The sequence below is a fragment of the Candidatus Nitrosopumilus sp. bin_6a genome (assembly GCF_054095695.1).
This window is the reverse complement of the sequence record NZ_JBSWSR010000008.1, coordinates 57,555-70,106: the sequence shown is the minus strand read 5'-3', so window position 1 is coordinate 70,106 and position 12,552 is coordinate 57,555. Positions and strand designations below refer to the sequence as shown.

Here is a 12,552-nt window from a genome sequence, read left to right as displayed (position 1 = left end):
TTCATTATTTGATCGTATTTTGCCAAAATACCTAGGTTTTGGGTACAAATTTGAACAAAAATGAGCAGTTTCAACTATATACCAAAATTATTCAGAAATATCAATGGGAGGAGTAGGTATCGTAATAGTAATCGGTGCAATTGTAGCTTCAATGGGACTTGCAATGATAATGTATACACAATATACAACTAATTTCATAGAGTCAACAGCTGGAGAAACAATTACTGTAGGACCTGTTGAATATATCGTAACCTTTGAAGGAACACATGAAGGAAGTAAAGATGTAACACCTGAAAACACGTTTGTGATGATTGGGATTACTGCAAAAAACATTGGAACTGAAAAAACACTCTTTTCAGGAGGACAATTGTACATTGTTGATGAAAAAGAACAAAAACATGAAGCAGTGTATGGAGAATTTTCATCAAAAGACTTGCTTTTAGAATGGTTAGAGCCCGATCAAGCAATTGAGAGAACAACACAGTTTGATATTCCATTTGATAAAGAAAAACAATACAAAATAATTATTCGTCCACAAAAAGATCAATCAACTGTTGATACAGCTTTGATTTGCATTACAAATTGCTGATCGTAAAATTCAAAAAAACAAAAAATTTGTCAAATTTTTCTATATACAGCATAGTAATGTGTGACTTTAACCATATAACACAGATGATTTTTGCAAAATTGTATGGCAGTATCTAAAGCCAAAAGAGCCGAAGCAGCTAAAAAAGCAGCAAGAACTCGAAAGAGAAATGCAGCTAAAGCAGCAGCTGAAGCATTAAAAGCCGCAGCAGCACGTAAGAGAAAGGCAGCAGCAACTCGAAGGAAGAATGCAGTAAGTGCAGCTCCAAAGAGAAAGGCAGCAAAAAGAAAAGCCGCTCCAAAACGTAAAACTGCAGCTAAACGAAAAGCAGCTCCAAAGAGAAAGGCAGCAACAAAACGCAGAGCCGCTCCAAAGAGAAAAACTGCAGCTAAAAAAGCAGCTCCAAAGAGAAAGGCAGCAAAAAGAAAAGCAGCACCAAAACGTAAAGCTGCTACTAAACGCAGAGCCGCTCCAAAGAGAAAGGCAGCTAAACGTCGTCGTTAAGCTGTCTATGCTATCTTTTTTATATTTCTCCTACTGAATGTATTATGTTTCTAAATTCGAATTTAGAAATATTCTAAATTATTACTCTGACATTTTTAATTCAGGCAAAACAAAAACTCTATTGGGTTTTATTTTCAAGATAACTCTTTTTTCATCATCACGTTTGAAAGGATAATGTTCTCGCCCCATGTATTGCTGTGTTAATTTGTCTGCATGTTTGTAATCATGATCTGGAATTAATTCTTCCACGGTTCCACGAATTGTTGTCATGTCAAGAGGGTTATCTTTAGATACAACAGACACCGCAACTCTGGAATCACGTAAAACATTTTTGTGTTTTATTCTTCCTTCTGCAGTATTCACAAGAACATATCCATCCTCATAATTTGCCCAAACAGGAGAAACTTGTGGAGCACCATCTTTCATGACTGTTGCAATAAAGACCAAATTTTTTTCTGAAAATAATTTTACGACTTTATCATCCATTGATTTTCATTATTTTATGCAGTTGATAACAGTTTTGGGAAACTGTCAAGCAGAAAAAGATTTTTTGCTCTCTTTTTTACAAATTATAAGACAAATTACAAAATAATTTTTGATCGGTATCAAACTACATACCGTTTAACTTCAAGATTATTTTTTGTTTGATTTTTCAAGAACATTTGTTACTGCCCTGTTCATGATCTCCATTACCAAGTATTGTGAATATTCTTCGGATTTTTTGCCCTTGGATTTTGTTGTCTTTGGAGTCAATCCTTTGAGTATTTTTTCAATTTTTTCAGAGGTATTGTTGATGATTTTTGAATATGTTGAATCAAAATCCTCGGGAGTCTGAAAATCCAACAATTTTGTGGATGTACTATAGAATTTCGTTATGGCTCCACGAGACTCTTCAATCCTTACAATTTCTATTAATCCAGATGTTTTTAGAATTTCCAAATGATGACGTACAGTGGTCAATGCTTTTTTGTATCCTGTCTTTTTTAGAGCAGTTGAAATCTGATCAGCAGATAATGCTTGTCGGTATAGAATTTCCACAATTTTTGCTCGTGCAGGGTCTTCAATTGCACGTGCGTGTTCAGGGCTGGTCGTAACAATACGATTAACTTTGATTTGCTTTTCTAGCAGAGTTGACATATAGAATTACCTTTCAAATCGATCTAAAAGATCCTTGTATCATATTTTTTTGTCTAATCGCATCAATTTTTGTTTACTTTAACAATCATTGTACCGGTACCATTTTTTAGATAACCATTACAATAAAAGTAGTATCATATTCAATTTTCTTGATAGCACTACAAAGATAATAGTATAGGTCTAGAAATTATTGTAACGGTTTCAAAAATTTTAAAAAATATCAAAAAAAGGCAAATTAGGAAAACAATATCATCATATCACCTTTTAGGACGGCATTTCAGATATGTTTGAAAATCAAATTCGAGTCAAAGATTGACTTTTAGTCAGCAACCAACATTCAATTATAATTATAATGAATGTCCAGTAAGTTTCTCATATGCGATAACATAACGCTGAGTCATCTTTGAGATTATTTCTTGTGGAATCTCAGGAGCAATCGGTTCTTTGCCAGCATCGCGTTGTTCATCAAACTGTTTTTGATATCCATTTGCAGTCAACCAATCACGTAGCAATTGTTTGTCATACGCTTCTTGTATTTTCCCAACTTCAAAGGAATCTTTAGGCCACAATCTGTATTCATCAGGACCAATAGAATCACCTAGCGTAATTTTACCATCCAATAATCCAAATTCTAATTTCAAATCAGCTAAAATGAATCCCGCATTATCTGCAATCTGAGCCATCTGTTTGTAAATATCAACAGATGTTTTTTCTAACCAGTTGTATTGTTCTTCAGTAACCAAGTTCATCTCCAATGCTTTTGTTTTGTTAATTGGAATATCATGTTCTGATTTTGTGGTAGGATCAAAAATTGGCTCAGGAAGTTTTGCAGCCAATGTAGTATCAGTTCCATCAGGTACGTTTACCTCACCTTTTTTCCATCTACTAACTAGGCTTCCATAAAAATAGCCCCTAACCACACATTCTATTGGAAGCATATTCATCTTTTTTACAAGAATTTCAGTGTCGGATTCTCGTCTGATGAAATGATTTGGTACATGCAACTCATTGAACCAAAATTCAGCAAATTTGCATAAAATCTCTCCCTTTCTCGGAATATCTTGTTTGAATTTTACATCATATGCAGATACCCTGTCAGAGAATTTGAATAGAATAGTAGATTCATCAACATCGTAAAGATCCTTTACTTTACCACTTGTAAGAAACTTCAAACAATTATGCCTGATTTTAATAGAATTTAACTGCTAGTGGTACATTTGATAAGAAATATACCAGTTTGAAGGTAAAATACAGCATGAGTAATCTGGACGAATCAATAGGAAAATTGCTCTTAGAACTGCAAAAAGATGATCCGGACACATTCAAAAAACTGATGAAAAAAGCCCAGGAGGAAAATCCTGAACTTTTTGAAGAAGATATCGATGAAGAAAATAGAAAAATTGATGAATATAACCATCAAGTAGATGAATATAACAAAAAAATTGATGAAAGATAATTACAATAAAAATTCATGAATGAAGTATATTATCATCATCAGGTATGAGGATAATACTTAATTATTATGACGGGTAAAAAAACATGGCAAAATGTAGAAATTGTCACAAAGATTTTTTGGCATATAATTCTAATTTCTGTTCTTCTGAGTGTTCAGAAATACATTCGTGTAAATATTTTCTTCATTAATTTCACGGTAAGACAAATCAGCACAAGTCAATCAAAAAGAATCAACATTGCAAAAAACGGATTATTCATTTCAAGAGTCATTTGACTTTAACACCATTCCAAAATGCAACCATTCCTTTGATTTTAGAAGCTGCATCATTTGGATCAGCATAGTACCATGCACAATCTTTGTTTGTTTTTCCATTGACCTCAACTGAATAATAATTAGCCATGCCTTTCCAGCCACAAAACGTAGTCAAATCAGTTTTTTTAAAATATTCCTGTTTAATTGAATCAAATGGAAAATAATGATTTCCTTCAACTTCCACAGTGTTATCACTTTCTGCAATTACTGCATCATTCCAGATTGCCTGCATAGATAGAAAATATTACAAACTATATTTAATTAAATCTCCAAAAAAAGATTCTAAATTTTGGCCTTTACTTGCTCACGTTTAGTAAAATCAGGTTTTATTCCCAATGAGTCATAATTTCCAGACGAGCATGTAAAGCACATTGAATCTTTTGGCATTCCAACTGCATTTGCTAGATTTTCAGCATCATTGTATCCTAAAAAGTCAACACCTATACTTTGTCGCACCATCTCAGTGATTTCATCACCTGTCATATTTTTTCCATTAGTAAACGTGGCAAGTTCTTCTTGTGAAGGAAAGTCAATTCCAGCATAACAAGGATAGTTGATTTGAGGATATGTTATCAACATGCTTATCTTTTTAGCACCTGCACGACGTAGGGCCTTGATAATTGCTTTAGAACTTGTACCACGTACCAAGCTGTCATCAATTACTACCACATGTTTATCTTTGATTATTTCACTAATTGGAATTATCCAGCGATTAATTTCTACCCTATCACTTTGATGAGGTTCGATGAAACTTCGTAAAGGGCCTTTCTTACTATATCTGTCTTTTAGCAATCCTTCATCAAAAGACACACCAAGTGCTTGAGCATATCCTAATGCGGCAGGCCTTGCAGAATCAGGTACTGGAATTACTAAATCGGCATCTTTGATAGGAAATTTTTTTGCCATAAATTGTCCTATTTTTTTTCTTGAAAGGTAAATGTTGTGTCCTTCCATGTTACTAGAAGGATGTGCAAAATATGTGAATTCGAAAGAACAATGTGCACGAGCAGGATCATCTGAAAACATTTCAGTTTCTATACCAGTTTTACTTAGTTTGATTAACTCTCCAGGAACAACATCTCTTTGGAGTTTTGCACCAACTGCGGTAACAGCAGCAGATTCAGAAGTTACAATGTACGTATCATCAGATTCTTTATGTCCTAGAACCATTGGACGGAATCCTTTAGGATCTCTTGCAGCAAACACAGAATTATCATCAGAAATAAAAGTAAAACAATAAGAACCAACCATCTCATTTTTCAAAATAGAAAGAGCTTTTCCCATTTGACCATTTTCAGAAATTAATGACACCAATCGTTGAGCTGCAACCAGAGTATCACTTGCATTTTGAGGAGTAAAAGAACATCCACCTACCAAATTCGATAATTCCTGAGCATTGGCAATTGTTCCATTGTGTGCAATACACAGGTCTTTTACTTTCAAGGGTTGCGCATTCTCCAGAGTGCTTGTACCCATCGTGGAATATCTAACATGTCCAATCACACAAGGAGAAGCATATTCTTGAGCAATTTTTTTAAATTCCGATGAAGAATGTGAAACTAATCCTACTCTTTTGAATGGAGGTTTGTTTGGAACAGCAAATCCCCAGGCCTCTTGTCCTCTGTGTTGTAATGCTCGTAAAGCATCAAAAACCATTGGGACAACATTAGTGCCAGATAAGCTGTAAATTCCAACAACACCACAGTTTTCCTTAACTTTAGGCATCTCTACATTAACTCCTTCATTTCAGAGAATATTGAAAAATCAGAAAAAGTATAAAATCCCATTGAATAATCAAATGATGACTCCATTCCCTGATCCATGATCTAGCTTTGAATAATAAAAATGCTCATCAGTTTATGCGATCAGAATTTCTCTTCTCGAATGAAAATAGTCTAGGGTGTTTTCCCATGAAGAATCAAATCAGGAAGGGAATGAAGCCAGGCTTTGTGTGTTTTTTCAACATTCAATTTAACAACAGATTGAGTTTTGTGTGAAAACTGAATATCCACACCACCAAACTTACCAATCTCTTTAAAAGAGACATAATTCTTTTTGAGAAGACTCTCAATCTTTGAGAGATTCTTTTTGTCAAATGACAAAAGATAACGAGAATGACTTTCTGAAAACATGATTCTGTCAACATCCAGGTTATCACCAGGTACTTTATCCAAAAATACAGTACAGCCAATTTGATTTGTCATACATATTTCTGATACAGCAACTGCCAATCCACCTTTTGAACAATCATGAGCAGATTTGATCAGATCATTTTGGATTAAACCTAAAACAGAATTCATGTTTTTCTTAGAATCATCAAAATTAACAACAGGACACTTTCCTCCCACAAATTTGTGAACATATTCAAAGAATTCAGAACCGCCAAGCTCATCTTTGGTATCACCGATTATTATCAAACAATCATCTTCAGAAATTTTTTGGGGGACAGAGGGTTTTTTGTCAATTAATCCAATAACGCCAATCACAGGAGTTGGTTTTATCGGACCCTTAGGAGTTTCGTTGTATAGACTCACTTTTCCACCAACACATGGAATTTCAAAAAATTTTGCAAAGTCAGTCAAACCTTTTAGAGATTCTAAAAAGGTCCAAAATATTTCAGGATCTTTTGGGTTTCCGAATTGAAGATGATCAAGCATTCCAATTGGCTTTGCCCCAGTACAGACAACATTTCTACACGCTTCTTCAAAACAGCCTATTGCTCCGTCTCGGGGATTAATGTAGCAATGTTTTGGATTGCCATCAATTTTTGCAGAAAGGAATTTTCCATTATCCAATCTCAAAACAGATGCATCTTTTCCAGGTTTTACAACAGTTCGAATTCCCACCTCATGATCATATTGACCATATACCCAAATCTTGCTTGCAATATTTGGAGAAGTTAATAATTTCATCAAGGTTTTAGAATAATCAAGAATAGGCTTGAATTTTTTTTCAGTCTCAATAGTTTTCAGATAACCAGGTTTCTTTGAGGGAAGATCAAGCAGTGTTGTATTAGCTACAATATCTGCAGATAGATTAGCAAATGTTTTTTTTCCTTTTTTGATATGTACTTGATTATCAGATTTTACCTGGCCAATTACAGAGCAGCCAATTCTAAATTTTTCACAGATTGCTTGTAATTTTTTCAGTTTGGTTTTACTAGTTACAATCAACATTCTTTCTTGAGATTCAGATACCATAATTTCACTCGGATGCATGTCAGATTCACGGGTATGAACTTTATCGACATCCATTTCAATTCCAATCTCCAATGCATCGGCAGTTTCAGAGATTGCACAAGACAAACCACCGCCGCCAAGATCTTTCATGGCATGAATCAAGCCATCATTTCTTGCCTGCAATACTGCTTCAATGATTAATTTTTCAATGAATGGATCAGGAATTTGTACTGCAGAACGGTCTTCAGACTCTAATGAATCTGAAGCAAACTGTGAACCACCAATTCCATCTCTGCCAGTAGAGCCGCCCATCAGTACAACTATGTCGCCTTTCTTTGCATGGTTTTTTATCAAATGTTCTTTTTTGCCAAATCCCAATGCAGCGACATCCACAAGGGCATAATTTTCATAACATTCATCAAATTCAACTTCTCCGCCAATAGTAGGAATTCCAAGACAATTCCCATAATCTGCAATTCCAGTAACGGCATTTTTGAACAACCATCTGGCTTGCAAATCTTTTTCAACATCACCAAATCTTAATCCATCAAAAATTGCGATGGGTCTAGTTCCTGCAGACAAGATATCACGGATAACTCCTCCAACACCGGTAGCTGCCCCACCATATGGTTCTACTGCAGATGGATGATTATGACTTTCAATGTGTGCTGTGACAACGTATCCATCACCAACATCCAAAACACCAGAATCATATCCCTTTTCATTAATTACAAGAGGGCCTGTCATAGGCAGCATTTTGAGGTGTCTTTTGGAGGATTTGTAAGAGCAATGTTCAGACCATTCAGCAGCAACAATTTGTAATTCAGTAGGAGTAGGCTCTCGTCCAATTTTGGATTTTAACTCAGAAAGTTCTTGTTCTTCTAAACTCATTTACTAGCACCCATTGTCATTAATAGTGACTCAAAAATTCTAGATGAGGGTTTGTTATCAATTGGATTAATCTCGGATTCAACAGCTCTTTCTGGATGAGGCATCATTCCAACAACATTTCCGTCTTCATTACATACGCCTGCGATTCTGTCTGAAGAACCATTTACAACTTCACTATATCGAAAAACAATCTGGTTTTTTTTCTTTAATTTTTTCATTGTATTGTCATCTACATAATATCGTCCCTCACCATTTGCAATAGGAATCGGAATTTTTTCATGGAGTTTGAATTGATTTGTAAACGGAGTGTTATTGTTTTCCACAATCAAATTTGTCCACTCACACATAAAATTAAGAGATTCATTTTTGAGTAAGACACCAGGAAGCAATCCAGATTCGACAAGAATTTGAAATCCATTACATACGCCTAAAATAGGAATTCCTTTCTCTGCAATCTTTTTAACATCTTTGATAATTGGACTATGAGCTGCAATTACTCCGGCCCTTAGCCGGTCACCGTAGGAGAATCCCCCAGGTAAAATCACAGCGTCAATATTTTTTGGGAGGCCTTTTTCATGCCAATAATATTGGGCATCAAAATGAAATACATCAGTCAAAACATGATACATGTCCCGATCACAATTACTGCCAGGAAAAACTACAACTCCGACTTTCACAATTAGTTTAGCATTCAGAGATACAAATACTATATGATTAATCGTGGACGTAAACGATCAGGACAAGTATTAGTCTAATAGATAGTTCACAGGAACTTAATTTTCAAAAACGTCAATAGTGACTTTGCTTACCATTGGATTGTATATTCTCAAATCATCACAGATTTCTTGGACTATAGATTGCGCAGTTTTTTTGTCTTTTTCTTTAATGGTGAATTTTAGCATTTTTGCAGTTTTGATTTTCGAGACTGTTTTGTGTGTTCCTTTAAGAACTAAATCATTTAGAATCGTATCTCCTTCAGGATCACTGATGCCAAGCTTGTTTTCAATGGTTACATGAACACTAAAAGTTGCCATTAACAAATTAAAAATAAAATCGAGGTTAATCTATCTTCCGAATAATCTTGTATTTTTATAGTTATTTCGAGATAAAGACTAGGTTTCCGGAACTGAGGATTTGTGTTGTTAAGATATCACCGGCCCAGTTCTGGTAACTAGGACTCCATATTTTCTTTTACAAATTCAACATATTTTCTATATAGTCCGGATTGATAGTTAGGATTTACAAGTATCAAAGATTTGCTTTTCAAATCTTCTTTTGATTGATACATTTTTTTCTCAAAGATTCCCTTCTCATCTAGAGTGACACAAAGATCTTGCCATGCAGATACTTCTTTTGAATTCCTATTGGCAGTAGCATAATACACATACAGCAATCGAAGTTTGTTATATTCATCCAAAGTCATCTCTTTGCCAAGTATGAAATTTCTTTTCAATGTTTGAAAATAGATTAATCCTTCTGTAGATAATACATAATCAAAGAGTTTTGGATAATCATCAATTTCAATTGGATATAACGGATTTTCTAGTGGCATATAATTAGAAACAAGATCAATCTTTCAATATTTTGTTTTCAGATCATGCCTTGAATTTTTTTAATCCTTGACTCACAACCAAATTCAACACATGTGAAAAGCTAATTGATTTTGATGACGATCTGATCATCTTTGCTTGAATATTTCGCAGTTTTTCTACATTTGAAGAGTCTAATACAACAGTTATTCTGGTTCCCACGTGTCAATTACCTCGATTTAGTATAAAAGAAGACAGTATTTGTCAAAAGCATAGAGATGGAATTTATATCAGAATAATTCTCATTAATTCATAATGGCAAAAGGCAGAATGAGGTATTGGAAAATCTCATCAGAAGAACTAGGAGGATATGCATATGATGAAAGTAAATTGCTTAACTGGGAAATCAAATGTGTAAGAGAGCCAGAAGATGAGGCTCATTTTATCGGAGTTTTCATGTATAGAAATGGAACAGCCTATGACTATGAATCAGTCAAAGGAATTTGTTATTTTCACAATAACATAGACAGAAAAGAACTGCCAGAAATTACCAAATTTTTGCAAGGGAAATTTAACGGTAAAGAAATGGAAAAAGGAGAAAGAGTATTCCTAAAAGATTCAAAAGAAATCTATTCTGCAAAAGATATTTCAAATCTGGCAAAAGAGATGGAGTCTAAATTTAACACCAAAGCCATAATATCATTAGAATTTGGAGATATTAGTGCAGAGGCACTTAAAGAAGCAGGACTTCCAGAAGCAAAACTATTGCCAATCCCCACATAATTGATATAGTTTAGAATCAAAGATATCCAGATGTCCGAATTGGAAGGGATTAATCAGCATCTTGAAGAATTACGGAGAAGATTAGTGAGAATTGTTCTAGTCATCGGAGGAATTTCTGCATTTCTTCTAATGTTTCATGCAGAACCATTTCAAATAAATCAATTTACTTTGTATTATCCAACACCAGAACCGCTTCACAATATGGCGGCTCAAATTACAAACCATATGAGAATCAATTTAGTTCCAGAAGGAGTACAGTTAATTCAAACTGCACCAGGTCAAGCATTCTTTGCTCAAATGTATGTTGCAGCACTTGTTGGAATTGTAGTTGGAATGCCAGTAATAATAAAAGAACTAGTTGGATTTATCAAACCGGCATTAAAAGAAAATGAAATCAATGTAAGTAGAAACGTAACATTACCGGCACTAGGATTGTTTGTAGCAGGATGTGTGTTTTCTTATAATTTTGTGATCCCATACATGTTAGAATTTTTGTATCGATATGGGGAAGGAGCAGGACTGGTAACTTTTCTCAATGTAATGGAGTTTGTGACTTTTGTATTACAATTTTTGTTGGCATTTGGTTTTTCATTTCAGCTACCTCTTGTAATGTATGCCATAGCAGCATCAGGAATGGTAGATGCAGATTTTTGGAGGAAGAATATCAGATATGCCATTGTAATTATTGTGATCTTTGGAGCAATCATCACCCCTGATGGAACAGGAGTGACGATGATGTTTGTTGCAGGACCAATGATTGCATTGTATGCAGCAGGCATGATATTCATCGAGCGTAAAGAGCGAAAAAAGTCGAACACTTAAATCTGAAATCAGAGAATACCGTATAACATGTTAGGAAGTACAGAAATCATTGTTTTGGTAGTAGTTATCGGCGTGTTGATTTTCGGTGCAAAAAAAATTCCAGAACTTGCAAAAACTTTTGGTAAAGCAAAAGGAGAGTTTGAGAAAGGGAAAATTGAAGCAGATAAAGAACTCAAAGAGTTTAAAGAAGAAAAATCAAAATCAGATTAATTTTCAGATATTCTTCCAAACTCGTCTAAAATTTTACTATAATATTCTTTAAAATCATGCCTTCCAAATAGAGTAGACAGCATCATTTTGCCTTTAAATTTCAAATCAACATCAACTAAAATTTTTGTGGCATTTTCAAGCTCAATAAATTCTTGTTTAATATGACTTCCTTTTGCATCACCGCCAATTACAAATACATCATGTAGAAGAGGTTCTTGAGAAACATGTTTTGCCATTATTACTAATTCAGTACTCCCAAGAATCAAATGTTCTTCAGCCACAGAAACGTCACCTCGAGTAGAACGAACTCGTATAGATGGAAAGAATTGAGGAACTAATTTTTGATAATTTTCACATTTTGAGAAAATTTGAAAAACTAAATCTCTATCAGCATTAACAATTTTTTCTAAAGAAAATTTTGGCAATAGTAGTTTAAAGAGTACCCCATCGAGGGTATAAATTGTGCTCTATATCAAACTGGTCTAAACATTTTCCGACACCATGATTTACAATATCATCAATAGATTTTGGTTTGGTATAAAACTCTGTAACAGGGGGTAAAATTACAACTCCCAATCTAGATAATTTCAACATGTTTTCTAAATGAATTGCAGAAAGAGGAGTTTCTCTAACCATTAAAATTAATTTTCTAGATTCCTTAATTGTGACACCAGCAGCTCTTGCAACGAGTGTATCATCATACCCATTTGCAATTGCTGCCAATGTCTTCATGCTACAAGGAGCAACAATCATACCCTCAATCCTATGAGTTCCGCTAGAAACACTTGATGCCATATTCTTCTCATCAGAAGTATTTGTTGCAAGAGATTTCACATAATCAGAAGTATGTTCAGTTTCCATTGAAATGCATTTTTCTCCCCATTCAGAAAGAATCAAGTGTGTTTCAATGTTTAATTTTTTTAAAGTTTCAAGCATTCGTATGCCATAGATTACACCAGTGCTTCCAGTAATTCCAATAACTAGTTTCATGATAGAACCTTAGAATTAAGAGTATTTTATGTATTAGATAGAATACTTGGATTAACACTAGGAATTTTGAGATTCCTCGTTTTCAAGATTTTCCATTGCTTGATGTGCTTTTCTTCGTTTAAACCATAGTGATATAGCACCTGCCGCCATTGC

Annotated in this window: 18 protein-coding genes; 6 read left to right on the top strand and 12 right to left on the bottom strand. The window is 34.4% G+C overall.

Annotated elements, in window-relative coordinates; translation table 11 throughout:
* The first annotated feature begins 103 nt into the window (after nucleotides 1–103).
* Nucleotides 104–589, top strand: coding sequence for a DUF4352 domain-containing protein (locus ACW9XA_RS08860; RefSeq protein WP_457763977.1), 486 nt, complete (start codon nucleotides 104–106; stop codon nucleotides 587–589).
* A gap of 102 nt (nucleotides 590–691) precedes the next feature.
* Entirely contained in the window at nucleotides 692–1,090 is a 399-nt protein-coding gene (locus ACW9XA_RS08855) for a hypothetical protein (RefSeq protein WP_457763976.1), read from the top strand.
* An 81-nt stretch (nucleotides 1,091–1,171) separates the two neighbouring features.
* Here ACW9XA_RS08855 and ACW9XA_RS08850 read toward each other — a convergent pair whose 3' ends face one another.
* The 3 genes from ACW9XA_RS08850 to purC all read right to left on the bottom strand — a co-directional run bounded on the left by ACW9XA_RS08850 (nucleotide 1,172) and on the right by purC (nucleotide 3,399).
* Nucleotides 1,172–1,576 (bottom strand): PPOX class F420-dependent oxidoreductase, encoded by a 405-nt coding sequence (locus ACW9XA_RS08850; protein WP_457763975.1) that lies wholly within the window; start codon nucleotides 1,574–1,576, stop codon nucleotides 1,172–1,174.
* Nucleotides 1,577–1,723: 147 nt separating this feature from the next.
* Nucleotides 1,724–2,227, bottom strand: a complete 504-nt coding sequence (locus tag ACW9XA_RS08845; protein ID WP_457763974.1) for a helix-turn-helix domain-containing protein — start codon at nucleotides 2,225–2,227, stop codon at nucleotides 1,724–1,726.
* 347 nt (nucleotides 2,228–2,574) lie between these two features.
* Entirely contained in the window at nucleotides 2,575–3,399 is an 825-nt protein-coding gene (purC, locus tag ACW9XA_RS08840) for a phosphoribosylaminoimidazolesuccinocarboxamide synthase (protein ID WP_457763973.1), read from the bottom strand.
* A gap of 83 nt (nucleotides 3,400–3,482) precedes the next feature.
* On the opposite strand from purC, the gene ACW9XA_RS08835 reads away from it, so the two are divergent.
* Nucleotides 3,483–3,683: a hypothetical protein gene (locus ACW9XA_RS08835; RefSeq protein WP_457763972.1), complete on the top strand. Its 201-nt coding sequence runs from the start codon at nucleotides 3,483–3,485 to the stop codon at nucleotides 3,681–3,683.
* A gap of 265 nt (nucleotides 3,684–3,948) precedes the next feature.
* Here ACW9XA_RS08835 and ACW9XA_RS08830 read toward each other — a convergent pair whose 3' ends face one another.
* The 7 genes from ACW9XA_RS08830 to ACW9XA_RS08800 all read right to left on the bottom strand — a co-directional run bounded on the left by ACW9XA_RS08830 (nucleotide 3,949) and on the right by ACW9XA_RS08800 (nucleotide 9,816).
* Complete coding sequence (locus ACW9XA_RS08830; RefSeq protein ID WP_457763971.1) at nucleotides 3,949–4,227, bottom strand: DUF427 domain-containing protein; 279 nt, start codon at nucleotides 4,225–4,227, stop codon at nucleotides 3,949–3,951.
* A 50-nt stretch (nucleotides 4,228–4,277) separates the two neighbouring features.
* Nucleotides 4,278–5,720: an amidophosphoribosyltransferase gene (locus ACW9XA_RS08825; protein ID WP_457763970.1), complete on the bottom strand. Its 1,443-nt coding sequence runs from the start codon at nucleotides 5,718–5,720 to the stop codon at nucleotides 4,278–4,280.
* Nucleotides 5,721–5,890: 170 nt separating this feature from the next.
* Nucleotides 5,891–8,065 (bottom strand): phosphoribosylformylglycinamidine synthase subunit PurL, encoded by a 2,175-nt coding sequence (purL, locus tag ACW9XA_RS08820; RefSeq protein WP_457763969.1) that lies wholly within the window; start codon nucleotides 8,063–8,065, stop codon nucleotides 5,891–5,893.
* Complete coding sequence (purQ, locus tag ACW9XA_RS08815; RefSeq protein ID WP_457763968.1) at nucleotides 8,062–8,742, bottom strand: phosphoribosylformylglycinamidine synthase subunit PurQ; 681 nt, start codon at nucleotides 8,740–8,742, stop codon at nucleotides 8,062–8,064. The genes purL and purQ overlap by 4 nt, the downstream gene beginning before the upstream one ends.
* A gap of 96 nt (nucleotides 8,743–8,838) precedes the next feature.
* Nucleotides 8,839–9,099 (bottom strand): phosphoribosylformylglycinamidine synthase subunit PurS, encoded by a 261-nt coding sequence (gene purS, locus ACW9XA_RS08810; RefSeq protein WP_457763967.1) that lies wholly within the window; start codon nucleotides 9,097–9,099, stop codon nucleotides 8,839–8,841.
* Nucleotides 9,100–9,236: 137 nt separating this feature from the next.
* Nucleotides 9,237–9,617, bottom strand: a complete 381-nt coding sequence (locus tag ACW9XA_RS08805) for a hypothetical protein (RefSeq protein ID WP_457763966.1) — start codon at nucleotides 9,615–9,617, stop codon at nucleotides 9,237–9,239.
* 43 nt (nucleotides 9,618–9,660) lie between these two features.
* Nucleotides 9,661–9,816, bottom strand: coding sequence for a hypothetical protein (locus tag ACW9XA_RS08800; RefSeq protein ID WP_457763965.1), 156 nt, complete (start codon nucleotides 9,814–9,816; stop codon nucleotides 9,661–9,663).
* 93 nt (nucleotides 9,817–9,909) lie between these two features.
* On the opposite strand from ACW9XA_RS08800, the gene ACW9XA_RS08795 reads away from it, so the two are divergent.
* Genes ACW9XA_RS08795 through ACW9XA_RS08785 form a run of 3 tightly spaced genes read left to right on the top strand, consistent with a single transcriptional unit; the run spans nucleotide 9,910 to nucleotide 11,409 of the window.
* Nucleotides 9,910–10,377 (top strand): hypothetical protein, encoded by a 468-nt coding sequence (locus ACW9XA_RS08795; RefSeq protein WP_457763964.1) that lies wholly within the window; start codon nucleotides 9,910–9,912, stop codon nucleotides 10,375–10,377.
* 30 nt (nucleotides 10,378–10,407) lie between these two features.
* Nucleotides 10,408–11,199, top strand: a complete 792-nt coding sequence (tatC, locus tag ACW9XA_RS08790; RefSeq protein ID WP_457763963.1) for a twin-arginine translocase subunit TatC — start codon at nucleotides 10,408–10,410, stop codon at nucleotides 11,197–11,199.
* Nucleotides 11,200–11,226: 27 nt separating this feature from the next.
* Nucleotides 11,227–11,409: a twin-arginine translocase TatA/TatE family subunit gene (locus ACW9XA_RS08785; protein WP_014965038.1), complete on the top strand. Its 183-nt coding sequence runs from the start codon at nucleotides 11,227–11,229 to the stop codon at nucleotides 11,407–11,409.
* On the opposite strand, the gene ACW9XA_RS08780 is transcribed toward ACW9XA_RS08785, so the two are convergent.
* Together ACW9XA_RS08780 and ACW9XA_RS08775 are read right to left on the bottom strand one after the other, a co-directional pair.
* Nucleotides 11,406–11,834 carry an SRPBCC family protein gene (locus tag ACW9XA_RS08780; protein WP_457763962.1) on the bottom strand — a complete coding sequence of 143 codons (429 nt, stop codon included), beginning with the start codon at nucleotides 11,832–11,834 and terminating at the stop codon, nucleotides 11,406–11,408. The two genes, ACW9XA_RS08785 and ACW9XA_RS08780, sit on opposite strands and share 4 nt — an antisense overlap.
* A gap of 7 nt (nucleotides 11,835–11,841) precedes the next feature.
* Nucleotides 11,842–12,399 (bottom strand): UbiX family flavin prenyltransferase, encoded by a 558-nt coding sequence (locus ACW9XA_RS08775; RefSeq protein WP_457763961.1) that lies wholly within the window; start codon nucleotides 12,397–12,399, stop codon nucleotides 11,842–11,844.
* Between the last annotated feature and the right edge of the window lie 153 nt (nucleotides 12,400–12,552).